Annotated in this window: 20 protein-coding genes and 1 tRNA gene; 10 read left to right on the forward strand and 11 right to left on the reverse strand. The window is 74.1% G+C overall.

The window, feature by feature from the left end; translation table 11 throughout:
* Positions 1 to 84: 84 nt before the first annotated feature.
* A complete protein-coding gene (metH, locus tag D7294_RS25485; protein WP_120683756.1) occupies positions 85 to 3,597 on the reverse strand; it encodes a methionine synthase in 3,513 nt (1,170 codons plus the stop codon).
* Between the two features lie 218 nt (positions 3,598 to 3,815).
* Between metH and D7294_RS25490 the strand changes: the two genes are divergently transcribed.
* From D7294_RS25490 to D7294_RS25510, 5 genes are all read left to right on the forward strand, one after another.
* Positions 3,816 to 4,580, forward strand: coding sequence for an IclR family transcriptional regulator (locus tag D7294_RS25490; RefSeq protein WP_120683757.1), 765 nt, complete (start codon positions 3,816 to 3,818; stop codon positions 4,578 to 4,580).
* 148 nt (positions 4,581 to 4,728) lie between these two features.
* A complete protein-coding gene (locus tag D7294_RS25495) occupies positions 4,729 to 5,541 on the forward strand; it encodes an MIP/aquaporin family protein (protein WP_120683759.1) in 813 nt (270 codons plus the stop codon).
* Positions 5,542 to 5,577: 36 nt separating this feature from the next.
* A complete protein-coding gene (gene glpK / locus D7294_RS25500) occupies positions 5,578 to 7,101 on the forward strand; it encodes a glycerol kinase GlpK (RefSeq protein WP_120683761.1) in 1,524 nt (507 codons plus the stop codon).
* Between the two features lie 5 nt (positions 7,102 to 7,106).
* Complete coding sequence (locus tag D7294_RS25505) at positions 7,107 to 8,714, forward strand: glycerol-3-phosphate dehydrogenase/oxidase (protein ID WP_120683763.1); 1,608 nt, start codon at positions 7,107 to 7,109, stop codon at positions 8,712 to 8,714.
* A gap of 168 nt (positions 8,715 to 8,882) precedes the next feature.
* On the forward strand, positions 8,883 to 9,869 hold the full coding sequence (locus D7294_RS25510; RefSeq protein WP_120683765.1) for a PAC2 family protein: 987 nt from the start codon (positions 8,883 to 8,885) through the stop codon (positions 9,867 to 9,869).
* Between the two features lie 198 nt (positions 9,870 to 10,067).
* On the opposite strand, the gene mshC is transcribed toward D7294_RS25510, so the two are convergent.
* From mshC to D7294_RS25535, 5 genes are all read right to left on the reverse strand, one after another.
* Entirely contained in the window at positions 10,068 to 11,297 is a 1,230-nt protein-coding gene (gene mshC, locus D7294_RS25515; protein WP_120683767.1) for a cysteine--1-D-myo-inosityl 2-amino-2-deoxy-alpha-D-glucopyranoside ligase, read from the reverse strand.
* Between the two features lie 198 nt (positions 11,298 to 11,495).
* A complete protein-coding gene (locus D7294_RS25520) occupies positions 11,496 to 12,407 on the reverse strand; it encodes an SCO1664 family protein (RefSeq protein ID WP_120683769.1) in 912 nt (303 codons plus the stop codon).
* Entirely contained in the window at positions 12,368 to 12,961 is a 594-nt protein-coding gene (locus D7294_RS25525) for a DUF3090 domain-containing protein (protein WP_120683771.1), read from the reverse strand. Before D7294_RS25525 ends, D7294_RS25520 begins: the two co-directional genes overlap by 40 nt.
* A gap of 75 nt (positions 12,962 to 13,036) precedes the next feature.
* Positions 13,037 to 13,738, reverse strand: a complete 702-nt coding sequence (locus D7294_RS25530; protein WP_120683773.1) for an MSMEG_4193 family putative phosphomutase — start codon at positions 13,736 to 13,738, stop codon at positions 13,037 to 13,039.
* A 68-nt stretch (positions 13,739 to 13,806) separates the two neighbouring features.
* Complete coding sequence (locus D7294_RS25535; RefSeq protein ID WP_120683775.1) at positions 13,807 to 14,856, reverse strand: LLM class F420-dependent oxidoreductase; 1,050 nt, start codon at positions 14,854 to 14,856, stop codon at positions 13,807 to 13,809.
* 85 nt (positions 14,857 to 14,941) lie between these two features.
* Between D7294_RS25535 and D7294_RS25540 the strand changes: the two genes are divergently transcribed.
* Both D7294_RS25540 and D7294_RS25545 read left to right on the forward strand, forming a co-directional pair.
* On the forward strand, positions 14,942 to 15,928 hold the full coding sequence (locus D7294_RS25540) for an aldo/keto reductase (RefSeq protein ID WP_120683777.1): 987 nt from the start codon (positions 14,942 to 14,944) through the stop codon (positions 15,926 to 15,928).
* Positions 15,925 to 18,003, forward strand: a complete 2,079-nt coding sequence (locus D7294_RS25545; protein WP_241562613.1) for a helix-hairpin-helix domain-containing protein — start codon at positions 15,925 to 15,927, stop codon at positions 18,001 to 18,003. Before D7294_RS25540 ends, D7294_RS25545 begins: the two co-directional genes overlap by 4 nt.
* A 79-nt stretch (positions 18,004 to 18,082) precedes the next feature.
* Here D7294_RS25545 and D7294_RS25550 read toward each other — a convergent pair whose 3' ends face one another.
* Complete coding sequence (locus D7294_RS25550; protein ID WP_120683781.1) at positions 18,083 to 18,760, reverse strand: hypothetical protein; 678 nt, start codon at positions 18,758 to 18,760, stop codon at positions 18,083 to 18,085.
* A 47-nt stretch (positions 18,761 to 18,807) separates the two neighbouring features.
* On the opposite strand from D7294_RS25550, the gene D7294_RS25555 reads away from it, so the two are divergent.
* On the forward strand, positions 18,808 to 18,996 hold the full coding sequence (locus D7294_RS25555) for a DUF5703 family protein (protein ID WP_049576171.1): 189 nt from the start codon (positions 18,808 to 18,810) through the stop codon (positions 18,994 to 18,996).
* Between the two features lie 69 nt (positions 18,997 to 19,065).
* On the opposite strand, the gene D7294_RS25560 is transcribed toward D7294_RS25555, so the two are convergent.
* From D7294_RS25560 to D7294_RS25570, 3 genes are all read right to left on the reverse strand, one after another.
* Positions 19,066 to 19,854, reverse strand: coding sequence for a chaplin (locus D7294_RS25560; protein WP_120683782.1), 789 nt, complete (start codon positions 19,852 to 19,854; stop codon positions 19,066 to 19,068).
* 146 nt (positions 19,855 to 20,000) lie between these two features.
* The gene (locus D7294_RS25565) at positions 20,001 to 20,234 is read right to left on the reverse strand and encodes a chaplin (protein WP_120683784.1); all 234 of its coding nucleotides are present in this window, start codon (positions 20,232 to 20,234) and stop codon (positions 20,001 to 20,003) included.
* Positions 20,235 to 20,378: 144 nt separating this feature from the next.
* Positions 20,379 to 21,719, reverse strand: a complete 1,341-nt coding sequence (locus tag D7294_RS25570) for a M20/M25/M40 family metallo-hydrolase (protein ID WP_120683786.1) — start codon at positions 21,717 to 21,719, stop codon at positions 20,379 to 20,381.
* 145 nt (positions 21,720 to 21,864) lie between these two features.
* On the opposite strand from D7294_RS25570, the gene D7294_RS25575 reads away from it, so the two are divergent.
* Both D7294_RS25575 and D7294_RS25580 read left to right on the forward strand, forming a co-directional pair.
* Positions 21,865 to 21,949: transfer RNA gene (locus D7294_RS25575), tRNA-Leu, on the forward strand.
* A 136-nt stretch (positions 21,950 to 22,085) separates the two neighbouring features.
* A complete protein-coding gene (locus D7294_RS25580; RefSeq protein WP_120683788.1) occupies positions 22,086 to 22,424 on the forward strand; it encodes a hypothetical protein in 339 nt (112 codons plus the stop codon).
* A gap of 28 nt (positions 22,425 to 22,452) precedes the next feature.
* Here the strand turns inward: D7294_RS25580 and D7294_RS25585 are convergent, their stop codons facing one another.
* Positions 22,453 to 23,220 carry an NUDIX hydrolase gene (locus D7294_RS25585; protein ID WP_338325695.1) on the reverse strand — a complete coding sequence of 256 codons (768 nt, stop codon included), beginning with the start codon at positions 23,218 to 23,220 and terminating at the stop codon, positions 22,453 to 22,455.
* Between the last annotated feature and the right edge of the window lie 767 nt (positions 23,221 to 23,987).

The raw sequence follows: 23,987 nt of genomic DNA on the forward strand, positions 1-23,987 counted from the left end.
GGGTGGGGGCGGCCGGCCTGTACCGGACCGATCAGTTTACGTGACCGGCGCACAAAGCGTCGGCCGCCATCTCATCCGTCCGGGTTAGCGGGCGTTGAAATAGTTCGCTTCCGGGTGGTGAAGGATCAGGGCGTCGGTCGACTGTTCCGGGGAAAGCTGGAATTCCTCGGAAAGGGTGACGCCGATGCGCTCCGACTGGAGCAGTTCCGCGATTTTCGCCCGGTCCTCCAGGTCGGGACAGGCCGGATAGCCCAGCGAGTAGCGGCAGCCCTGGTACTCGGTGCGGAACATTCCCGCCAGGTCGGCCGGGTCCCCGCCGGCGATGCCGAGCTCGGCGCGGACCCGGGCGTGCCAGTACTCGGCGAGCGCCTCGGCGAGCTGGACGGACAGGCCGTGCAGCTCCAGGTAGTCCCGGTAGGAGTCGGCGGCGAACAGCTGCGCGGTCTCCTCGCTGATCCGCCCGCCGATGGTGACCGTCTGCAGGGCGACCACGTCCGTCTCGCCCGATTCCGCGGGGCGGAAGAAGTCGGCCAGGCACAGCCGCCGCCCGCGGCGCTGCCGCGGGAAGGTGAAGCGGGTGCGCTCCTTGCCCTCCTCGTCGAGGATCACCAGGTCCTCGCCCTCGGCGTGGCAGGGGAAGTAGCCGTAGACCACCGCGGCCTCCAGGAGGTTCCCGGTGTGCAGCCGGTCCAGCCAGCCGCGCAGCCGCGGCCTGCCCTCGTTCTCGACGAGGTCGGTGTACGAGGGCCCGTCGTCGCCCCGGCCCGCCTTCAGGCCCCATTGGCCCTTGAACAGCGCGTCCTCGTCCAGCCACTCCGCGTAGTCCTTCAGCGGGATGCCCTTGACGATCCTGGTGCCGGTGAAGGGGGCGGCCGGCACGGGCACGTCGGTGGCCGTGGCCGAGCGGGCGGGCCGCCCGGGTTCCGGCTCGGGCAGCGGCGCGCTCCTGCGGGGCACCCGGCGCGGCTTCAGCTCGGGCAGCGTGGCGCCCGGCACGCCCCGCTTGACGGCCACCAGGGCGTCCATCAGGCGCAGTCCCTCGAAGGCGTCCCTGGCGTAGCGGACCTCGCCCTCGTAGATCTCGTGGAGGTCCTGCTCCACGTAGGCCCGGGTGAGGGCGGCGCCGCCGAGGATGACGGGGTAGTCGGCGGCCATGCCGCGGCGGTTGAGCTCCTCGAGGTTCTCCTTCATCACGACGGTCGACTTCACCAGCAGCCCCGACATGCCGATGACGTCCGCGCGGTGCTCGGCCGCGGCGTCCAGGATGGCCGCCACCGGCTGTTTGATGCCGAGGTTGACCACCTGGTAGCCGTTGTTGGTGAGGATGATGTCGACCAGGTTCTTGCCGATGTCGTGGACGTCGCCGCGGACGGTGGCCAGCACGATGGTGCCCTTGCCCGCACCCTCCTCGCTCTTCTCCATGTGCGGCTCCAGGTAGGCCACCGCGGCCTTCATCACCTCGGCCGACTGCAGGACGAAGGGCAGTTGCATCCGCCCGGAGCCGAACAGCTCGCCGACGGTCTTCATCCCCGCGAGCAGGGTGTCGTTGACGATGTCGAGCGCGGGCCGTTCGGCGAGGGCCGCCTCCAGGTCGGCCTCCAGGCCGTTGCGCTCGCCGTCGACGATGCGCCGCTGCAGCCGCTCCTCCAGCGGAAGGGCCAGCAGCTCCTGGGTCTTGCCGGCCCGCATCGACTTCGCGTCCACGCCCTCGAAGAGCTGCAGGAAGCGCTGGAGCGGGTCGTAGCCCTCGGCGCGCCGGTCGTAGATCAGGTCGCGGGCCACCCGGACCTGCTCGGGGTCGATGCGGGCGATGGGCAGGATCTTCGCGGCGTGCACGATCGCCGAGTCGAGCCCGGCCCGCACGCACTCGTCGAGGAAGACCGAGTTGAGCACCAGGCGGGCGGCGGGGTTGAGGCCGAAGGAGATGTTCGACAGGCCCAGGGTGGTCTGCACGTCCGGGTGCCGCCGCTTCAGCTCCCTGATGGCCTCGATGGTGGCGGCCCCGTCGCCGCGGGACTCCTCCTGCCCGGTGCAGATGGTGAAGGTCAGGCAGTCGACGAGGATGTCGGACTCGGCGATCCCCCAGTTCCCGGTGAGGTCGGCGATCAGCCGCTCGGCCACGGCCACCTTGCGCTCGGCGGTGCGGGCCTGGCCCTCCTCGTCGATGGTGAGGGCCATCAGCGCGGCGCCGTGCTCGGCGGCCAGCGCGGCCACCCTGGCGAAGCGGGAGTCGGGGCCGTCGCCGTCCTCGTAGTTGACCGAGTTGACGACGGCCCGGCCGCCCAGCTTTTCGAGGCCGGCCCGGAGCACCTCGGGCTCGGTGGAGTCCAGCACGAGGGGCAGGGTCGAGGCGGTGGCCAGCCGGCCGGCCAGCTCCGCCATGTCCGCCGTGCCGTCCCGGCCGACGTAGTCCACGCACAGGTCGAGCATGTGGGCGCCCTCGCGGATCTGCTCGCGCGCCATCTCCACGCAGTCGTCCCAGCGGCCGGCGAGCATGGCCTCGCGGAACTTCTTCGAGCCGTTGGCGTTGGTCCGCTCCCCGATCGCCAGGTAGGAGGTGTCCTGCCGGAAGGGCACGTTCTGGTAGAGCGAGGCGGCCCCGGGCTCGGGCCGCGGGTCCCGGGGGGCCGGCGTCAGCTCGCGCACCCGCTCCACGACCAGCCGCAGGTGCTCGGGGGTGGTGCCGCAGCAGCCGCCGATCAGGCTGAGGCCGAACTCGCCGATGAACCGCTCGTGCGCGTCGGCCAGCTGGGCGGGCGTGAGGGGGTAGTGGGCGCCGTCCTTGCCGAGCACGGGCAGGCCCGCGTTCGGCATGCAGGACAGCGGGAGGCCCGCGTGCCCGGCCAGGTAGCGCAGGTGCTCGCTCATCTCGGCGGGGCCGGTGGCGCAGTTGAGGCCGATCATGTCGATGCCCAGCGGTTCCAGCGCGGTCAGCGCGGCGCCGATCTCGCTGCCGAGCAGCATGGTGCCGGTCGTCTCGACGGTGACCTGGACCAGGAGGGGGAGGTCGGCGCCCGCGGCGGTGAGGGCGCGCCGGGCGCCGAGGACGGCCGCCTTGGCCTGCAGCAGGTCCTGGCTGGTCTCCACGATGAGCGCGTCGGCGCCGCCCTCGATCAGGCCCTCGGCGTTGCGCTGGTAGGCGTCGCGCAGCTTCGGGTAGGGGACGTGGCCGAGGGTGGGCAGCTTGGTGCCGGGGCCCATCGAGCCGAGCACCCAGCGCAGCCTGCCGTCCTTTGCGGTGCACGCGTCGGCGGCCTCTCTGGCCAGCCTGCCGCCCGCCTCGGACAACTCCCGCACCTGGTCGGCGATGTCGTACTCGCCGAGGGCGGAGAGGTTGGCGCCGAAGGTGTTGGTCTCCACGCAGTCCACGCCCGAGTCGAAGTAGGCGCGGTGGATGGCGCGGACGATGTCGGGGCGGGTGAGGTTGAGGATCTCGTTGCAGCCCTCGAGCTGCCGGAAGTCCTCGAGCGTGGGGTTGTGCGCCTGCAGCATCGTGCCCATGCCGCCGTCGGCGACCACCACGCGGGAGGCGAACGCCTCGCGGAGGGCCGCGGCTCGCTGGGACTGGCTGAGGGCGGGAAGGCTGGACGAGGCCATGGGGAAGCTCCCTCGGGTGCGACGGCTGTCGGCTATGCGTTTCCGGCCTGGGAAGCGCACCAGGTCAGCCTAACGGCTGGCGCGCGGACGGCCGCGGGACTTTCGGGCCGGCCGGCGGCCATAAACTCGTTTCCGGTCTGGGGGGTATCGACATCACCCCCTGCCGTTCGACAATGTCGAACGGCAGACGAGTGTGGAGCGGGAAGGGGCGGACGCAGATGGCTCGGACCATCCAGTCGCTTGAGCGTGCCGCGGCGGTGCTGCGCCTGCTGGCGGGCGGGGAGCGTCGCCTGGGCCTGTCCGACATCGCCTCCTCCATAGGACTGGCCAAGGGCACCACCCACGGCCTGCTGCGCACCCTCCAGCAGGAGGGCTTCGTCGAGCAGGACCCGCACTCCGGCAAGTACCAGCTCGGCGCCGAGCTGCTGCGGCTCGGCAACAGCTACCTGGACGTCCACGAGCTGCGCGCCCGGGCCCTGGTCTGGACCGACGACCTGGCCCGCTCCAGCGGCGAGAGCGCCTACCTGGGGGTGCTGCACCAGCAGGGGGTGCTGATCGTGCACCACGTCTTCCGGCCGGACGACAGCCGCCAGGTGCTCGAGGTCGGCGCCATGCAGCCGCTGCACAGCACGGCGCTCGGCAAGGTGCTCGCGGCCTTCGACCCGGTGGCGCACAACGAGGCGCTGGAGACCGGCTTCGAGGCGATCACCGAGCGGACGGTCACGGAGCCGGCGGACTTCGAGGCGCTGCTCGACGACGTCAGGGCCCGCGGCTGGGCGAGCGACGTGGGCGAGACCTGGGAGGGCGTGGCCTCCGTCGCGGCGCCGATCCTCGACCGCAGGAAGGTGCCGGTGGGCGCCGTGGGGATCACCGGGGCCGAGGAGCGCATGCTGGGCCCCGAGGGCCTGCATCAGCGGCTGGTCGCGGCCGTGCGGGACTGCGCCAGGTCCGTGTCGCGTGACCTCGGAGCTGGGCGCTTCTAGGACAATTCAGACGCCTGCGCGTTTCCCTGCCGCAGGACCCTTGACGCACGGTGCGGGTGGGAGAAAACTGCCGGTCAATGGTCGACATTGTCGAACACTGGACGGAGGTCGGCCGGATAAACACCTGGACGAGGACGAAGGAGTCACGGTGTCCAGCTCCGACATCTTTTTCGGCGAGGTCCTCGGCACCGCCGTGCTGACCCTGCTCGGCTGCGGCGTGGTCGCCGGCGTCGTGCTCAAGAAATCCAAGGCGTTCGAGGCCGGCTGGGTGGCGATCACCCTCGGCTGGGGCGTCGCCGTCCTGGCCGGCGGATACGTCTCCGGACAGCTGTCGGGCGGGCATCTCAATCCGGCGGTGACCCTGGCCATCGCCGTGGACAGCGGCGACTGGGACCACGTGCCGGTCCAGATGGCGGGCGAGCTGATCGGCGCCATGATCGGCGCGCTGCTCGTCTGGGTCGCCTACTACGGCCACTTCCAGGAGCACCTGGCCGGCCGCGAGGAGTTCGGCGGCGCGCAGACGCCGGGGGCCAAGGCGTTCAAGGGCAAGGGCCAGGTCGCCGAGCGCCGCGCGCCGGCCGCCGACGAACCGGGGCCCGTGCTCGGCGTGTTCTCCACCGCGCCCGAGATAAGGAACGTGGTGCAGAACCTGGCCACCGAGATCATCGCCACCACCGTGCTGGTGCTGCTGGTCCTCGGCATCGGCCTCAACGACGCCCTGGCCGTCTCCGGGACCGGCACGCTGATGGTCGCCCTCGTCGTCGTCGGCATCGGCCTCTCGCTCGGCGGCCCCACCGGCTACGCCATCAACCCGGTCCGCGACCTCGGCCCGCGCATCGTCCACCAGCTGCTGCCGCTGCCGAACAAGGGCGGCTCCGACTGGTCGTACTCCTGGATACCCGTCGTCGGCCCGCTGGTCGGTGGCGTCCTCGGAGCCGGCATTCACCACGCGTTGTTCTGACCCCAAGCCGCACAGATCCCGATCAGGAGCCGCACCATGCCGGACACCGCCGACCGCGAGTACATCGCCGCCATCGACCAGGGCACGACCTCCAGCCGCTGCATCGTCTTCGACCACGACGGACGCGTCGTCTCCGTCGACCAGAAGGAGCACGAGCAGATCTTTCCCAAGCCGGGCTGGGTGGAACACGACGCCCTCGAAATCTGGGCCAATGTCCAGGAAGTCGTCGCCGGCGCCCTGGAGAAGGCCAAGATCACCAAGGACCAGGTGAAGGCCATCGGCATCACCAACCAGCGCGAGACCACCCTGCTGTGGGACAAGAACACCGGCGTCCCGGTGCACCACGCCATCGTCTGGCAGGACACCCGCACCGACGCCCTGTGCCGGATGCTGGGCCGCAACGTCGGCCAGGACCGCTTCCGCAGGCAGACCGGCCTGCCCCTGTCCTCCTACTTCGCCGGGCCGAAGATCCGCTGGCTGCTCGACAACGTCGAGGGCCTGCGCGAGCGCGCCGAGCGCGGCGAACTGCTCTTCGGCACGATGGACTCCTGGGTCATCTGGAACCTCACCGGCGGCGTCAACGGCGGCGTGCACGTCACCGACGTCACCAACGCCTCCAGGACCATGCTGATGAACCTCCGCACCCTCGCCTGGGACGAGAGCATCCTCGCCTCCATGGAGGTCCCCGCCGCCGTCCTCCCCGAGATCAGGTCCTCCTCGGAGATCTACGGCACCGCCAAGGGCGGCGTCCTCGACGGCGTCCCGGTCGCCTCCGCGCTCGGCGACCAGCAGGCGGCGCTGTTCGGCCAGACCTGCTACTCCGTCGGCGAGGGCAAGTCCACCTACGGCACCGGCACGTTCCTGCTGATGAACACGGGAACCGAGGCCATCAACTCCTACGCGGGTCTGGTCACCACCGTCGGCTACCGCATCGGGGACCAGCAGCCGGTCTTCGCGCTCGAGGGCTCCATCGCCGTCACCGGCGCCCTGGTGCAGTGGATGCGCGACCAGATGGGGCTCATCAAGAGCGCCGCCGAGATCGAGACGCTGGCCCTCTCCGTGGAGGACAACGGGGGCGCGTACTTCGTGCCCGCCTTCTCCGGCCTGTTCGCCCCCTACTGGCGCGCCGACGCCCGCGGGGTCATCGCCGGCCTGACCCGGTACGTCACCAAGGCGCACCTGGCCCGGGCCGTGCTGGAGGCGACCGCCTGGCAGACCAGGGAGATCGTCGACGCCATGAAGAAGGACTCGGGCATGGAGCTCACCACCCTCAAGGTGGACGGCGGCATGACCTCCAACAACCTGCTGATGCAGAGCATCTCGGACTTCCTCGACGTGCCCGTGGTGCGCCCGATGGTCTCCGAGACGACCTGCCTGGGGGCCGCGTACGCCGCGGGTCTCGCGGTCGGCTTCTGGTCGGACGTCGAGGACCTGCGCCGCAACTGGCGCCGGGCGGCGGAGTGGACCCCGGACATGGACCCGGCGGAACGCGACAAGGAGTACCAGTTCTGGCTCAAGGCCGTGCAGCGGACCATGGGCTGGCTGGGCGAGGAGAGCTGAACCGGATGAACACCCCGCACCCCGCCGCCCGTTCCGCCGCCATAGCGGGAGCGCGGCGGCGAGCCGAGACCAGGGCGCGGCTCGCGGAGGCGGCCTTCGACCTGCTCGTCGTCGGCGGCGGCATCCTGGGCACCTCCGTGGCCTGGCACGCCGCGCAGTCGGGGCTGCGGGTGGCGATGGTGGACGCCGGCGACTTCGCCGGCGCCACCTCCTCCGCCTCCTCCAAGCTCGTGCACGGCGGGCTGCGCTACCTGCAGACGGGCGCCGTCAGGCTGGTCGCCGAGAACCACCACGAACGGCAGGTCCTCGCCAGGGACGTCGCCCCGCACCTGGTCAACCCGCTGACCTTCCACCTGCCCGTCTACCGGGGCGGCCCGCACGGCGCCGCCAAGCTCGGGGCCGGGGTCTTCGCCTACTCGGCGCTCTCCGCCTTCCGCGACGGCGTCGGCCGCGTCATCTCGCCCGCCAGGGCCGCCGCGGTCAACCCGGCGCTGCGCACCGAGGGCCTGCGGGCCGTGGCGGTCTATCAGGACCACCAGATGAACGACGCCCGCGTCGCCGTGATGACGGTGCGGGCCGCCGTCCAGTCCGGGGCCACCGTGCTCAACCACGCGGAGGTCGTCGGGCTGCGCCACACCGGCGGCCGGGTCACCGGCGCCGAGGTCAGGGACCGGCTCGGCGGCGCCGAGTTCGGCATCGAGGCCAGGCTGGTGCTCAACGCCACCGGCCCCTGGGTGGACCACCTGCGGCGCCTGGAGGACCCGGGGGCGGCACCGAGCATCCGGCTGTCCAAGGGCGCCCACCTGGTGCTGCGGACCCGGGCCCCCTGGGGCGCGGCGATGGCCACCCCGGTCGACAAGTACCGGATCACCTTCGCCCTGCCCTGGGAGGACCGGCTGCTGCTGGGCACCACGGACCAGGAGTACGAGGGCGACCCGGCCGACGTGCGCGCCACCGAGGCCGACATCGCGCAGATCCTGGACGAGGCCGCGATCTCGGTGCGCCCCGAGCACCTGGACCGCTCGCTGGTCGGCTACGCCTTCGCCGGGCTGCGGGTGCTGCCCGGCGGCCCGGGCGGGGTCGAGTCCGCCAGGCGCGAGACGGTCGTCACCGAGGGCAGGGGCGGCATGCTCTCGGTCGCGGGCGGCAAGTGGACGACGTACCGGCACATCGGGCGCACCGTGCTGGACCGGGTGGCCAAGCTGCCGGGCGGTCCCCTGGCCGCCGAGATGGAGCCGGTCTCCGACCTGGTGCGGCGGGTCCCGCTGCCCGGCGTGGCCAATCCCAACGCCGTCGCCCACCGGCTGCTCACCGACCACGGCCGGGACGGCGCCCCGGCCCTCGCCCCGGAGACCGCCAGGCACCTGGCCACCCACTACGGTTCGCTCGCCTTCGAGATCGCCCGGCTGGTCCGCGAGGACCCCGCGCTGGGCGAGCGCGTCCACCCCGAGGGGCCCGACATCTGGGCGCAGGTCGTTTACGCCCGCGACCACGAGTGGGCCGAGACCGTGGAGGACGTGCTGCGCAGGCGCACCACCCTGACGGTGCGGGGCCTTGACACCGAGGAGGTCAGGGCCCGGGTCGCCGGGACGCTGGGCGGCGAGAACGGCTGACGGCCCCCGGGGCGTTCGCGGGCGGCGAAAAGCTTGCCTTCCCGGGCCCTCACCAGGCGTTGGAGGGCTGCGGTCACGGCACCGTCACGCCGTAGGCTTGGGCCCGCAGAGAACAATCGGCAGCCGGGCCGGGCGCAGCGCCTCGACCCGGCCGGGAGGAGGCGCTGGGTGATCGAGCTCGAAGGAGTTCCCGAGCTGGTCGACCCGGTCATGGTGGCCGCGTTCGAAGGCTGGAATGATGCCGGTGACGCCGCCTCCGCCGCGGTCGCTCATCTGGAGCGCGAGTGGAAGGGCGAGGTGTTCGCCGCGCTGGACGCCGAAGACTACTACGACTTCCAGGTCAACCGGCCGCACATCTGGCTGGACGGCGGGGTGCGCCGCGTCACCTGGCCGACCACGCGGCTTTCCGTGGTCAGGATCGGCTCGGAGGAGGGCCCGGTGCGCCGGCGCGACCTGGTGCTGGTGCGCGGCATCGAACCGAGCATGCGCTGGCGCTCCTTCTGCAACGAGATCCTGGGCTTCGCCCACGAACTCGGCGTGGAGATGGTGGTGGTGCTCGGCGCCCTGCTCGGCGACACGCCGCACACCCGGCCGGTGCCGGTGACCAGCGTGACCTCGGACGAGGACCTGGCGCGGACGCTGGACGTGGAGGAGTCGCGCTACGAGGGCCCGACCGGGATCGTGGGCATCCTCCAGGAGGCGTGCACGCACGCCGGGGTGCCCGCCGTGACGCTGTGGGCGGCGGTGCCGCACTACGTCGCGCAGCCGCCCAATCCCAAGGCCTCGCTGGCCCTGCTGCACTCGCTCGAGGACCTGCTCGGACTCGGCGTGCCCCTCGGCGACCTGCCGGAGGACGCCAGGGCCTGGCAGATCGGGGTGGACCAACTCGCCGCCGAGGACAGCGAGGTCGCCGAGTACGTGAAGTCCCTGGAAGAGGCCAGGGACACCGCGGAGCTGCCGGAGGCCTCGGGCGAGGCGATCGCCAAGGAGTTCGAGCGCTATCTGCGGCGGCGCGACGGGCAGCCCCCCGCGGGCGGCGACCCCGGCTCGTACCTGCGCGACCCGGGCAGCGGTCACCCGCGGCCCAGGCGGCGGCCGCCCGAGGGCGGCGAGTCAGGGCCGCAGGAGCAGGGCCCGGGAGAGAACGAGGAGTAGCCGGAGGCCCGCGGCCCCGCGGGCAGACCCGGCACGGCCCGGCCGCCCCGCGCACCGCGGGGCGGCCGGGCCGTGCCCGTGCCGGGCGGGGGCGGTGGGGCACCGGGCCGTCCGGCCCCCGGGGGGCGCGTGGTCAAGGCCCGGCTTTCCCGGCCCACTTGGGCCGGGAGCGGCGGGCCCGCGCGCGAACGCCGTGGCCTAGAGGGCGACGCCGAGCAGCGCGTCCACCGTGCGGGAGACCAGGCCGGGCGCGCCGGTGTCCTGGCCGCCCTCGCGTTCCTGGAGTTCCGCCCAGCGGTCGACGGCGGCCAGGGCGGCGGGCGCGTCGAGGTCGTCGGCCAGGGCCGCACGCACCCGTCCCGGCAGCTCCTCGGCCGAGGGCCCGTCGGGACGGGAGACGGCGGCCCGCCAGCGCGCGAGGCGCCCGAGGGCCTCGTCGAGCACGGCGTCGGTCCACTCCCAGTCGGTGCGGTAGTGGTGGGCGAGCAGCGCCAGCCTGATGGCCGCCGGGTCGACCCCGGCCTCGCGCAGCCGGGAGACGAGGACCAGGTTGCCCTTGGACTTCGACATCTTCTCGCCCTCGTAGCCGACCATGCCGGCGTGCACGTAGGCCTGGGCGAAGGGCTGCTCGCCGGTGAGCACCTGGGCGTGCGAGGCGCCCATCTCGTGGTGCGGGAAGACCAGATCGGAGCCGCCGCCCTGCACGTCGAAGCCCATGCCGAGCCGGTCCAGGGCGATGGCGACGCACTCGATGTGCCAGCCGGGCCGCCCGGCGCCCAGCGCGCCGCCGTCCCAGGAGGGTTCGCCGGGACGGGCGGCGCGCCACAGCAGCGGGTCCACCGGGTGCTTCTTGCCCGGCCGCTCCGGGTCCCCGCCGCGCTCCGCCGACAGCGCGCGCATCGCCGCGGCGTCCAGCCCGGAGACGGTGCCGAACCGCCGGTCGGACTCGACCGAGAAGTAGACGTCGCCGTCGAGTTCGTAGGCCGCGCCCGTCTCACGCAGCCGCTCCACGAGCGGGACGATCAGCGGTATCGACTCCACCGCCCCCAGGTAGTCCCGGGGCGGCAGCACCCGAAGCGCCGTCATGTCCTCGCGGAACAGGGCGGTCTCCCGTTCGGCGAGCGCCGTCCACTCCTCGCCCGTGGCGGCGGCGCGCTCCAGCAGGGGGTCGTCGACGTCGGTGACGTTCTGCACGTAGTGCACCTGGCGGCCGGAGTCGAGCCACAGCCGCTGCAGGAGGTCGAAGGCGGTGTAGGTGGCCGCGTGGCCGAGGTGGGTGGCGTCGTAGGGGGTGATGCCGCAGACGTAGAGGCGGGCGACCGGTCCAGGGGCGAGGGTCACCCGGCCACCGCGCGACGAGTCGTGGATGGCGACGTCGGGGCCCTGACCGGGCAGAACGGGGACTGAGGGAGCGGGCCAGGCGTACATGATCCGAGCCTAACCGGCGCCTCGCGCCGGGACGACAGCGCGGTGCCCGCCGCCCGCGGGGCCGGGTCCCGGGCCGAGGCGGGCGGTGCGGCCGGGCGGGCGCGGCGGTTGCGGCCAAGCGGCCATGCGGGCGCGGCCGGTTGCGGTCCGGGAGCGGCGGGGGCCCGGCCCCGGCCTGGCCCCGGGAGGCGCCGGGCCTCAGACCAGGGGCCAGGGGATCGCGGGCCACTCGCCGCTCGGCTCGGGGAAGCGGCCGCTGCGCAGCAGCCCGGCCGTCCTGGCCCGCAGCGCCGCGCACTCCTGCGCGGTGATCAGCTCCCGGAGCCGGTCCGCCAGCGGCCGGCCCTCGGCCAGTTCCGCGTCGAGCAGGCGCAGCGCGGACAGCACGCGGGCGGGCAGCGGCTCGCCGGCCCAGCCCCACAGCAGGGTGCGCAGCTTGTTCTCGGTGTGGAAGGTGACCCCGTGGTCGATGCCGTAGAGCCGGCCGTCGGGGAGCGGCAGCAGGTGGCCGCCCTTGCGGTCGCCGTTGTTGATCACCGCGTCGAGGGCGGCGACGCGGGCGAGGCGCTCGTCGTCGGCGTGCACGAGCAGGGCCGTCCTGTGCTCGTCGAGCCGGGCGAAGCCGACCGCCTTCCAGCCCTCCCCCGGCTCCTCGGCGTCGAGCAGCGCGAGCAATTGCCCGGGGCCCGCGCCGCCGCCCGCCTCGGCCTCCGCGGCCTCCTTGCGGGCGAGTTCCTCCGCCTCCTCGTCCTCCTCCCGCGCGGCGCCGGGCGCCGGGCCGACCCACAGCTGGACCATGCCCTCCCCCAGCGGCCCGTCGCGCAGCACCGTGGGCGGCACCAGGTCGAAGCCGAGGGCCCGCGAGACCTCGTAGGCGGCGACCTCCCGCTGGGCCAGGGTGCCGTCGGGGAAGTCCCACAGCGGCCGCTCCCCCGCCACCGGCTTGTAGACGCAGGGCAGGCGGTGCCCGGCCAGGTCGGCGGTGGCGTACAGCACGGTGTTGGAGGCCGAGGTGATGCGGCCGTGCACGGTCAGCTCGCCGCGGGCCAGCGTCTGGGCGTCGTCGGCGGTCAGCTCCGGCTGCGGCGGTATCCGTTCTGGCGCGGACATACGTGTCCTTCCGGGTCGAGCGGCAGGCTGCACAGCGGGCACGGCGGCCGTCCTGCGTTGACCACCTCGAGGGCGCGCTTGGCGAAGGCGCGCGCCATCGTCCCGCTCAGGCGCACCCGCAGCATCGGCGGGCCGTTCTCGTCGTCGCGCAGCAGGCGCTCCTCGGCCTCGGCGAACTCCTCCTCGGAGTCCGCGTCGAGCTCCACGAGTGCCTGGGCCTCGACGATCATGCGCTCGTTCTCGCTGTCCCAGGCGAGGGCCATGGTGCCCACCCGGAACTCCTCCTCGACGGGGGACTGGAGGGGGCCGGTGTCGGTCAGCTCCGCGGGGGCCACCGCCGGCACCGAGGTGTTGCCGCCGGAGCGCCGCACCACCTCGTCCAGTAGCTCGTCGATGCGCTCGGCCAGCGCCTCCACCTGGGCCTTCTCCAGGGCGACGCTGGTGGTCCTGCCCGCCGCCGATGCCTGCAGAAAGAAGGTACGGCGGCCAGGCAGCCCGACCGTCCCGGCGACGAAGCGGTCGGGCGGGTCGTAGAGGAACACCTGACGGGACACGCACTGCTCCGGGGGTCGACTGCTGGGGACACTGGCACCCTACTGCGCCTGGCGATCACGGGTGCCCTCACGGGTTCAGGCCCCGCCCCCCACCGGGGCCCGGGTCGCCTCCGCCGCATCCCGCGCCGCGGCCTCGGTCCGCGGGACGAACTCGGCGAGGTCGCCGGTGTCGCCGAACCGCAGGAGGAGGGGGGCGGTGGGCGGCGCGCCGTAGCGGATGGCGGTCACGGAGGCCGGGTGGGGGGCGATGCGCTGGAAGAGGTCGAGGTGGAGGCCGAGCGCGTCGGCCACTATCGCCTTGATGTTGTCACCGTGGGTGCACATCAGCCAAATCGCCTCCTGGCCGTGCTCGGCGGCGACCCTGGCGTCCCAGTCGCGCACCGCCTCCACGACCCTGGCCTGCATGCCGCGCAGCGACTCGCCGCCGGGGAAGACCGCCGCGGAGGGGTGGCTGCGGACGGTGGCCATCAGGGGTTCCCCGGCGAGTTCCCCGAGCGCGCGGCCCGTCCACTCGCCGTACTCGCACTCGGTGATCCGCTCGTCGGCGTGCGTGGGCAGGTCGCCTCGCCTGGCGAGCAGCGGAGCCAGCGTCTCCACGCACCGCTGGAGCGGGCTGTGCACGACGAGGGCGAGCGGGATGCCGGTCAGGCGCCCGGGCAGGGCGGCGGCCTGCGCGGCGCCGTACTCGTCGAGGCCGACGCCGGGGGCGCGCCCGGCGAGCAGGCCCGAGGAGTTGGCGGTGGTGCGGCCGTGCCGGAGAAGCAGCAGGGTGGGCATGCCGCCAAGCCTAGGCGAGCGGCGGGCGGCCCCGATGGCCCCCGCCGGGGCGGCGGGCGCGGCCCGCGTCAGCCCAGGCCGGCCGACTCCAGGGCCTCGACCCCGGCGCGCAGCCCGGCCAGCCGCTCCGCCAGGGTGAACCCGGCCGGGGCCAGGGTCAGGGTGGTCACCCCGGCATCCGCGTAGGCCCGCATCCGGTCCGCGACGGCGGCGACGGGCCCGGTCAGCGTGGTGGCGCGCAGCAGGGCCGCCGGCACCGCCGCCGCGGCCCCCTCCCGGTCCCCGGCGAGGTACCGCTCCTGGATCAGGTCCGCCTCCTTCCCGTATCCCATGCGCACGGCCAGCCGGTGGTAGAAGTTCTGCTCGCGGCTGCCCATGCCGCCCACGTAGAGCGCGACGTAGGGGCGGAACTGGTCGGCCAGGGCGTCCGCGTCCTCGCCGACGGCGAGCGGCACGGTGGGCACGAGGTCGAAGCCCGTCAGGTCCTTGCCGATCCTGGCCCGGCCGGCCCGCAGCGGGCGGAGCGTCGTCTCCTCCGCGTGCTCGGGCGAGAAGAAGACGAGCAGCGCGCCGTCGGCGATCTCGCCGGTCTGGGTGAGGTTCCGCGGGCCGATGGCCGCGATGTAGAGCGGGATGCGCTCGCGCACCGGGTGCACCGTGAGCTTGATCGGCTTGCCCGGCCCGCCCGGCAGCGGCAGGGTCCAGTGCTCCCCCTGGTGGGTGAGGCGCTCGCGGGCCATGGCCTTGCGGACGATCTCCACGTACTCCCTGGTCCTGGCCAGCGGCCGGTCGAAGGGGACGCCGTACCAGCCCTCGGAGACTTGCGGCCCCGAGACGCCGAGGCCCAGGCGGAACCTGCCGCCGGAGAGCGCGTCCAGGGTGGCCGCGGTCATCGCGGTCATCGCCGGGGCCCGCGCCGGGATCTGGAGGATGGCCGAGCCCACGTCGATCCGCTCGGTGCGCGCCGCCACCCAGGCGAGCACGGTGGGGGCGTCCGAGCCGTAGGCCTCGGCGGCCCAGCAGACCGCGTAGCCGAGGCGGTCGGCCTCCCGGGCGACGGCCAGGTTGTCCTCGTCCAGCCCCGCGCCCCAGTAGCCGAGGTTGATGCCGAGTCGCATCCGCGTTCCTCCACAGCCCTCTTACCCGTGGGTAACCCACCCGTCCCCCGGACTGTATCGCCTGCCGCAAGTACGCTCAACGGCCATGAATCTCAGGCACCTGGGCCGCACCGGCCTGCGCGTCTCCCGGCTCGGCCTCGGCACCCTCACCTGGGGGAGGGACACCGGCGAGCAGGAGGCGGCGGAGCTCCTGAAGACCTTCTGGGAGGCCGGGGGGACGCTGGTGGACACCGCCGACGTGTACGCGGACGGCGGCGCCGAGTACCTGCTCGGCCGGCTGATCGGCGGCCTGGTGCCCCGCGAGGACGTGGTGATCGCCACCAAGGCGGGCAGCGTGCCCGACCCCTACCGCCGCTTCGACTGCTCCCGCGGCCACCTGCTGGCGGCGCTCGACGCCTCCCTGGAGCGGCTGAACACCGACCACGTGGACCTGTGGCAGCTGCACGCCTACGACCCGGAGACGCCGCTCGAGGAGACGCTGCAGGCCCTCGATGCGGCCGTCAGCAGCGGGCGGGCCAGGTACGCCGGGGTCTCGAACTTCTGCGGCTGGCAACTGGCCAAGGCCGCCGCCTGGCAGCTCGCGGGGCCCGACGGGCGGGTGCGGCTGGCGAGCACGCAGATGGAGTACTCGCTGCTGCAGCGCGGGGTCGAGCGCGAGGTGCTGCCCGCGGCGCTCGACCTCGGCGTCGGGCTGCTGCCCTCCTCCCCGCTGGGGCGCGGCGTGCTCACCGGCAAGTACCGGGAGGGCGCCCTGCCCCCCGGCTCGCGCGGCGCCTCCGAGCGGCTGGCGCCCTTCGTCGCGCCCTATCTGGACGAGGCGGCGGGCCGGATCGTGGACGCGGTGGCGATAGCGGCCGACGGGCTCGCGGTGACGCCGCTGCAGGTGGCGCTCGTCTGGGTCAGGGACCGGCCCGGGGTGGCCGCGCCGATCCTCGGGGCGCGCACCGGGCGGCAGCTCGCGGAGGCGCTGTCAGTGGAGGACCTTAGCCTTCCAGACGAGATCCTCCGGGCGCTGGACGACGTCTCGGCCCCGGTGCACCACTACCCCGACCACGACTGGAGCTCGCTGTGACCGCGGAGAACGCCTCCTCATCGCCGCCGCCCCCGCCCGCGCCTGGCGGTGCGGAGCCTGCGGGCGCCCGGGATTCCGGGAGCGCGCCGCCCGCCGCGCCCCCGGGGGAGTCCGGGGAGGCGGCCGCGCGCCGGGAGGCGGCCGAGCGGCTGCGGGCCGCGGTGCGGGCCGTGGAGAGCGGCGAGCGCCCGGCCGCCTCGTTCTTCGCCGCCCCGGCCAGGCCCGCGCCCGCCCCGCGCCCGGGCGGCGGGGCGGCCGGGGGCCCGGGGGCGGGCGGGCCCGGCGCGGGGCCGGTGCGGGTGCCGGCGGAGCTGCCCGCGCTGCTGGCCGGCGGCGGGGCGCCCGAGTCGCTCGCCGGCGCGGTCGTGGCGGCGCTCGGCGAGGGGGCGGAGGAGGAGCTGCGGGCCGACCCGTGGCGGCTGCTGGCCGTCGAGGGGGTGCGCCCCGAGCAGGCGGACGGCTTCGCGCGGGCGCTGCTCGGCCCCGAGGCCGGCCCGGGGGACGTCCGCAGGACCCGCGCGCTGACGGCCTGGCTGCTGGAGCGGGCCGCCCGCGCCGGGCACACGGCCCTGCCCTGGGACGAGGCCGCCAAGGGCCTTGCGGGGCACGCGGTTTCCGACCCGGAGGAGGCGCTGCGGGACGCCGTGGAGGCGGGCGCGGTGCTGGTCTTCGAGCCGGAGCCCGGCCCGGGCGGGGAGGAGGAGGACGCCGCGGCCGGAGCCGGGGCCGCGGAGTCCCGGGGCGGCCAGGCCGCGGACGGGGAGGCGCCCGGGTTGCTGCTCGGCCTGGAGCGTTGCGCCCTGGCCGAGGAGAGCCTCGCGGACGGGCTGGCCAGGCTGCGCGCCACCTTCGGCTCCGGCGCCGGGGAGGCGCCCTCCGCCGCGGACTGGGCGGCGGCGGCCGGGGCCGCTCCCTCCCCCTCCGCGGCGGAGCTGCTGCGGGCCGCGGCGGGCAGCCCCGTCGTCGCGCACGTGGGCGGGGAGGCGGCGCGCGCCGAGCCGGCCGCGCTGGTCGCGGCCGGGTCCGCGCTCGGCCTGCGGGCCTTCGCCGCGGCCCACGCCCCCGACGGGCGGCGGCGGCTGGCCGCCCTGCTGCCCGCGGAGGCCGCAGGCGCCGCGGTCACCGTGGCCGGGCTGCTGTCGGGCGAGGAGGGGCCGGGCCGCGACGAGGAGGGGCTGCTGCGGGTGGACCTGCTCGCGGTGCTGGACGCGGCGCAGCTGTCCGCGGAGACCGCGGCGGCCCTCGTGGAGTCCCTGCCGGACGGCGCGCGGCTCGTGCTCAGCGGCGACCCGCTGCTGCTGGGCGCGGCCGGCCCCGGCCAGGTGCTCGCGGACCTGCTCGCCGCCGGCTTCCCCCGCGTCCACTCCCGCACCCCGGACCCGGGTCCGCTCGGCGAGCTGGTGTCCGGCGTCGGGGCCGGCGAGCTGCTGCCGGTGGCGGCCCCGGGCAAGGAGGTGGTGATCGTGCCGGTGCGCGATCCGGGCGAGGCCGTGCACCGCACGGTGCAGCTGGTGGCCGACTCCATCCCGCGGGCCTTCGGTCACCAGGGCGGCGAGGTGCAGGTGATCACCCCGGGGCACGGCGGCCCGGTCGGCACCCGGGCGCTGAACGCGGCGCTGAAGGAGCGGCTCAACCCCGGCCCCGGCCGTTTCGGCGGCTTCGACCCGGGCGACCGCGTGGCCCACTCCCCCGCCCCCGGGCACACCAGGCTCGGCGCCGTGGCCGAGGCGGACGAGTCCGGGCTGTGGGTGGAGGGCCAGGAGGGGCGGTTCCAGGTGGCGCGGGAGCGCGTGGCCGACACCCTCAGGCACGGCTGGGCCCTCACCGCCCACCAGGCGGCGGGCATCAGGTGGCCGGCGGCCGTGGTGGTGCTGCCGGGGGACGCCGAGCGCACCGTCGACCGCTCCTGGGTGTACACGGCGTTCGGCCGCGGGGAGCGGCACCTCTCCGTGGTGCAGGGCGCGGGCGCCGGGCTGGCCGCGGCGGTGGCCGGGCCGCCGGCCCGCGCGCGCACCACCCGCCTGCCGGCCCTGCTGCGCGAGCAGGCGCTGCAGGAGGCCGCTGCCGGGGCGTGACCGCCCGGGGCCCGGGCCGCCGCACGGCCCGGGCCCCGGTACCCGGGGGCAAGCCCCGCGAGGTTCCGAACGACGCGGCCTAGCCGATGCCGTCGAGCTCGTCGGCGCCGTCGAGGTCGTCCTCCTCGAAGGCCTCGCTGATGTCGAGCCGGCAGATGACCCGTTCCGGGTCGACCGCGTCGAAGGGGGCGGACAGCCACTCCCCCGGCTCGGCGGGCTCGTCCGCGACCGTCACCCAGAGCGTGGCGTCGCCCTCCTCCAGGCCGAACTCCTTGTGCCTGGTGGCGATCTCGTCCGGGTCGTACTCGCCGAACAGGACGCCAAGCGCGTTCTGCACGGCGCGCCCGGCCGCCTCGTCGCGGTCCGGCTCGCCCACCTCGGACGCCTCCGGGTCCAGGTCGGCCACCCGCCGTGCCTGCGCGATCAGCCGCCTCGGCTCCACCAGCGTGTAGTCGCGCCGGATGAACACGCTGAGCGCCTCCGGCTCCTCCGGACCCGCGTATACGGCGCCGCCGTCGGTCTCGGGCACCTCGAAGGGGGTGACCTCGTCGTAGGCGTCGTACAGCAGCTCGTCGTACGCCTCGCCCGCGGCGGCCATCTCGTTGAAGGCGGCGAAGACCGCGGCGTCCGCCTCCGGGCCCGCGCCGGGCGTCGCCGCGCGCCGCTCGATCGCCGCGAGGTGCCGGTCGATCGCCTCTTTGAGTGCGTCGGCGGCGGCGCGCACTTCGGCAGCGGTGGGCTGCACAACATCAGACATGGTGCAGACGGTATCGGCATCCAGGGCATGCGCGCACAATGGATTCGATGCCGGAATACGAGTTTCGCGATGTGTATGTTCCGCGGGGGGTCTCCCGCGCCGCCGCCACGCGCCTGCTGACCGAGCATGCCGAGTACGGTCACTGGGAGCTGGCCCGACTCCGCCTGTACCCCGACGGCAGCCGCCGGGTGCGGCTGCGCCGCCGGATCATCCGCCAGCTGCGGGCGACCTGGTGACCCGAAGACGACGAGTGGGTCCCGCCCGGGGCGGGACCCACTCGATGGGGTGAGATGTCGGCCGGCGGCTCAGCGTTGCCGCGGCACCCGCGCGCGGCGGTAGAGCACGGCGCCGCCGGCCAGCAGCCCGGCCCCCGCGGTCACGATGCCGGCCAGCGGCAGGTCGCTGCCGGTCTCGGCCAGCGCGCCCTCGGCCGGCTCGGCCGCCTCGGGCTCGGCGGGTGCGGGCTCCTCCTGCTGGACCGGGGTCTCCGGCTGCGTGCCACCGTGCGCCGCCGGGGGCTGCTCCGGCGGCGCCGGAGGCTGCCGGGGGTGGTGGGGCTGGTCCGGGTGCCCGGGCTCGGCGGGCGGGGCCTCGTTCTCGCAGTCGTTGCCCGAGGCCGAGTTGCCGATGCCGATGACCGAGGCCGCGTTCCCGCAGAGGTTGAGCGGGATGTCGATCGGCGCCTCCACGTCGTTGCCCGAGGCGACGCCGGGGGAACCGGCCGCCACGCTGTGGGCCTGCGAGCCGCCGCCCGGGCTGCCCGCGTCCGGCGCCTGCGCCCCGCCTCCGGGCTGCCCGCCGCCGTGGCCCTGGCCTTGGCCGTGGTCCTGGCCGTGGGCCTGGGAACCGGGTCCGCGGTTCTCGCAGTTGTTGCCGTAGGCCGGGTTCAGCAGGCCGACGGCGTTGATGGTGTTGCCGCACACGTTCACCGGCACGCTGACCGGAATCTGAACCGTGTTGCCCGAGGCGACGCCGGGCGAACCGGCCGCCGCGCCCGCGGCGTCCGAGTCCGCGAACGCGGCACCGCCGGACATCGCGAGGACGCCGCCGGCGGCGGCCGCGGTGAGCAGGCCCTGTCTCGTGACCTGTCGCATGGTTGTTTTCCCCTGCCTTGATGTTCCATGGGCGCGGGGTGGGGGGAGTGAGGGCACCCGCGCCCGAGAGGAAGTCTGGCGGCCCCGGGCGCACGCGGTGCGCGCCGGGGCCGCCGACTCAAGCCCTCATGAGGTGGGGCGTGGCATCAGCCGTTGATGCAGGTGTTGCCGAACGCGGGGTTCAGCAGGCCGATGATGTTGATCGTGTTGCCACAGACGTTGACCGGCACGTGGACGGGCACCTGGATGACGTTCCCCGACAGGACGCCCGGGGACCCCACAGCGGCCCCACCGGCGTTCGAGTCCGCCATGGCGAGGCCCGCACCCGCGAGCACCAGACCGCTGGTGGCAGCCGCGACAGCGACGACCCTCTTGATCATTCTTCCTCCTTGTTGACAGTGCGGCCCCAGCCGGGGACTGCACTCGTGGTAACGAGGAGGGCGGAACATGGGCACGTGAGGCCGCTCCCTTTCACCCACTCTGAGGTAACGGGGAACAGCCGATCGAGGGCAGGGGTCAGTCGATCAGCAGAGATCGAGGAAACGGTCGAGCACCCGCACGCCGAACTGGAGGCCGTCAATCGGCACCCGCTCGTCCACCCCGTGGAACATGCCCGCGAAGTCGAGCTCGGGAGGCAGCTTCAGCGGGGCGAAGCCGAAGCCCCGGATGCCCAGCTCGTCGAACGACTTGGCGTCCGTGCCGCCGGAGAGCATGTAGGGAACGGCCCGCGCCACCGGGTCCTCCGCCTGGAGCGCCGACTGCATCGCGGCCACGAGCGGGCCGTCGAACGTCGTCTCCACCGCCTTGTCCGCGTGCACGTCCTCGCGCCGCACCCGCGGGCCGAGGACGCGGTCGAGGTCGGCGAGGAACTCCTCCTCGTACCCCGGCAGGAAGCGGCCGTCCACGTGCGCGGTGGCCTGCCCCGGGATGACGTTCACCTTGTACCCGGCGGCCAGCTGGGTGGGGGCCGCCGTGTTCTGCAGGGTCGCGCCGATCAGCTTGGCGATGCCGCCGAGCCTGACGAGCGTCTCCTCCATGTCCTCCGGGTCGAGCGGCACGCCGAAGGCGTCGGAGAGCTCGTCGAGGAACGCCCTGACCGTCTTCGTCACCCGCACCGGGAACGTGTGCCGCCCGAGCCTGGCCACCGCCTCGCACAGCTCGGTGACGGCGTTGTCGTCGTTCGTCATCGAGCCGTGCCCCGCGGTGCCCTCGACGGTCAGCCGCATCCAGTGCATGCCCTTCTCCGCGGTCTGCACCAGGTAGAGCCGCAGCTGCTCGTTCACGGTGAAGGAGAACCCGCCCACCTCGCTGATCGCCTCGGTGACCCCCTCGAAGAGCCCCGGGTGGTTGCGGACCAGGTGCCTGGCCCCGAAGACCCCGCCCGCCTCCTCGTCCGCGAGGAAGGCGACCACCACGTCCCGCGGCGGCTTGCGCCCGCTGCGCATCCGCTCCCGGACGACGGCCAGCGTCATCGCGTCCATGTCCTTCATGTCCACGGCCCCCCGGCCCCAGACGCAGCCGTCCGCGATCTCCCCGGAGAAGGGGTGGTGGGTCCAGTCGGCCGCGTCGGCGGGCACCACGTCGGTGTGGCCGTGGATCAGCAGGGCGGGCCGGGAGGGGTCCTCCCCCTCGATCCTGGCCACGGTCGAGGCCCGGCCGGGGTGCGACTCGAAGATCTCCGGCTGGAGGCCGACCTCGGCCAACTGCCCGGCCACGTACTCCGCCGCGGCCCGCTCGCCGGGGCCCGAGTGGTCGCCGTAGTTGCTGGTGTCGATGCGGATGAGGTCACGGCACAGCCCGACCACCTCCTCCTCCGCGCGCTGACTGCTTCCGGCGTGGCTTGGGGTGGAGCTCGACTGGCTCACGGCGCCTCCTCCTGCGATGGGTCGCCCCCATCCTCCCCCGCTCCCGCCGCCCGGCCCAAGGGGCGGCCCCCCACCACTGGGTGGAGATCACCTGGCCCCGGACTTTGCTATGGTTTCCCACGTCGCCGGGCATACCGGCGGCCGAGTCCGGGTGGCGGAATGGCAGACGCGCTAGCTTGAGGTGCTAGTGCCCGTTTAAGGGCGTGGGGGTTCAAGTCCCCCCTCGGACACTCACTGACAGCCCACGGGCTTGCTGTTGACGATCCTGGTCGAGACGCATCTCGACCAGGATTTTCTGTGCGCTGACGTCGTAGGTGAGGGTCCCGCCACGCACACGCCGCCGCGGCCGTCGGCGACCTCCACGGCATGCGGCGTTCGACCGAAGAGGCCCACGCCCATCTCGGCCGTCCCGACGCGCAGGAGACCCGCCCGCCCTGGCTCGGCGTGAGCGCCGAACACACCCAGGACCGCGACGCGCTGCTCCACGGCACCTGGCTCGCGCGTTCCTACCTGCTGCGCGACAACCTGGACCAGACCGTCGCCACCACGAACTCCCTGCTGGCGTACGCCGCCACCGTTCGTTCCCGGCACACCCGCGACATCCTGCACACGCTCGACACCGACCTCGCCCGGCGCCCCGAACTCCGCAACCACACCACCGTGCAGGACCTCCGCCGGCGAAGCGCCACCGTCACCGCGAGGTGAGCCACGACCGGGCCCCCGCCGGGCCGTGTCAGACCGTTCGCTTCCCCCCGGGGCCCCAGCCCTCCAGAAAACGGCGAACGATGGGCTCCAGGTAGTCGGCATGCGGCCCGTCGAGCTCGCCGAGTTCCGCGACGGACCCGATCAGCGCGATCCGGTCGAGCTCGGACACCACTCCCCGCGCCCGGTCCGCGGCAGTCACGCCCGCAAAGCACCTGCGCAGCACCGCCCCGGGCAGCGCCGGAGCCGTGTGCACCAGGCCGATGCTCCGGTTCTCCCCGCGGGTGACGGCCCACAGAGGCAGCCGCTCCGGCGGCACCTCCACACCGATCTCCTCGGCCAGCTCGCGGGCGGCATTGCCGCGGACACCCCCCGCATCGAGCACCCCGCCCTCACCCGGCGGCTCGACCGAGCCCCCCGGGAGCTGCCAGCGGCCCGGAGCCGCCGTCGACGAGGACATCCTGGCCACCAGGACGCGCCCGTCGTCGGTGGCCTGCACGACGCTGACGAACAACGAAGGCAACCACGAGACGCAGCCCGGTACCCGGCGCAGCGCGTAATGCCGGTAAGTCACGCGCGCCCAGGACAGCACGAGGCTGTGCGGCCCTTCCCACTCCAGTCCCGCGCAGGCCACCACCGGGCCGTCGAACAGGCTCGGATTCGCCCGGACCGCCTTGTCCCAGACTCGGTCTCCCACCGCCTCCTCCTCCGGCGAGACCTGCGGCGCCCCGACCTCCCTCAGGCGGAGCCGGTGCACCTCGAAAAAGTCGACACCCGCGGGCGAAAGGCTTTCCGTCACCGGCACATCGTAGGGTCGGCCAGGCCCGCAACGGGCCGGCCGCCACCCTCCACGGTGAACTCCGGACATGCACCCGAACGGGAGTACGGCGCCGCGGCCGCCACCCCCCACGCTGCGCCAACCCGACCGAGGCGAGCGCGCGCTCCCGGGAAGCGAGGTCGGCCCCACGTGGCGCCTCCGCCGCCGGTCACGCTCGCCCCCCATGCTCTTCCGCCTACGGCAGTTCCTCTTCGACCCGCCGCAAAAAGACAGCCGTCCGGGGGCTTCAGTGGCCGGACAGGTCCCGACCCAGCCGGGCCAGCAACCCGGTGATGCGCTGAGAGGTGACAGCGGGAAATCGCCCCAGGGCACGTTCCCCGCTCTCGACCGCCTGGTCCGCATCGCCCGCCTGGGCGTAGGCCAAGGCACCCCACCTAGATTCGAAGAGCCCGTTTTCGTGCCTGGCCGGGTGTCACGGGGATGGAGGTCTGGGCACACCTCGTCGGGCGCGGCGCATGAGAGAGCCGCAGCCCGAAGGCTGCCTACTCGGCTACGCCAACGCCTTCTGCGGGTCGCGATCGCCCGCGCCCGCCGCCTGGTGATCTTCGTTCGTTCCGAGGACGCGGTGCCCCTCACCTCCCGGTAGACACAGGCAGACCTCGGGACTGTAAGTCGAGCCGGCTCTGTTCCGTAGTCGGTGGTGACGGTAGGCGACGGGCGTCGTTGACGTCATGTGCAGGATGTGGACTCCCTTGTGTCAATGGTGTTTTCGGGGCTCTCGGCGCTGG

The sequence above is a fragment of the Streptomyces hoynatensis genome, from assembly GCF_003626535.1.
Lineage (GTDB): Bacteria > Actinomycetota > Actinomycetes > Streptomycetales > Streptomycetaceae > Streptomyces > Streptomyces hoynatensis.

Excerpts from the sequence above, each read along its gene's own strand:
- D7294_RS25505 (WP_120683763.1), top strand. The coding sequence starts at position 7,107 with ATGAACACCCCGCACCCCGCCGCCCGTTCCGCCGCCATAGCGGGAGCG.
- glpK (WP_120683761.1), top strand. The coding sequence starts at position 5,578 with ATGCCGGACACCGCCGACCGCGAGTACATCGCCGCCATCGACCAGGGC.
- D7294_RS25490 (WP_120683757.1), top strand. The coding sequence starts at position 3,816 with ATGGCTCGGACCATCCAGTCGCTTGAGCGTGCCGCGGCGGTGCTGCGC.
- D7294_RS25530 (WP_120683773.1), bottom strand. The coding sequence starts at position 13,738 with ATGCCCACCCTGCTGCTTCTCCGGCACGGCCGCACCACCGCCAACTCC.
- D7294_RS25560 (WP_120683782.1), bottom strand. The coding sequence starts at position 19,854 with ATGCGACAGGTCACGAGACAGGGCCTGCTCACCGCGGCCGCCGCCGGC.
- D7294_RS25540 (WP_120683777.1), top strand. The coding sequence starts at position 14,942 with ATGAATCTCAGGCACCTGGGCCGCACCGGCCTGCGCGTCTCCCGGCTC.
- D7294_RS25520 (WP_120683769.1), bottom strand. The coding sequence starts at position 12,407 with ATGTCCGCGCCAGAACGGATACCGCCGCAGCCGGAGCTGACCGCCGAC.
- D7294_RS25535 (WP_120683775.1), bottom strand. The coding sequence starts at position 14,856 with ATGCGACTCGGCATCAACCTCGGCTACTGGGGCGCGGGGCTGGACGAG.
- D7294_RS25565 (WP_120683784.1), bottom strand. The coding sequence starts at position 20,234 with ATGATCAAGAGGGTCGTCGCTGTCGCGGCTGCCACCAGCGGTCTGGTG.
- D7294_RS25580 (WP_120683788.1), top strand. The coding sequence starts at position 22,086 with ATGCGGCGTTCGACCGAAGAGGCCCACGCCCATCTCGGCCGTCCCGAC.
- D7294_RS25550 (WP_120683781.1), bottom strand. The coding sequence starts at position 18,760 with ATGTCTGATGTTGTGCAGCCCACCGCTGCCGAAGTGCGCGCCGCCGCC.
- D7294_RS25555 (WP_049576171.1), top strand. The coding sequence starts at position 18,808 with ATGCCGGAATACGAGTTTCGCGATGTGTATGTTCCGCGGGGGGTCTCC.
- metH (WP_120683756.1), bottom strand. The coding sequence starts at position 3,597 with ATGGCCTCGTCCAGCCTTCCCGCCCTCAGCCAGTCCCAGCGAGCCGCG.
- mshC (WP_120683767.1), bottom strand. The coding sequence starts at position 11,297 with ATGTACGCCTGGCCCGCTCCCTCAGTCCCCGTTCTGCCCGGTCAGGGC.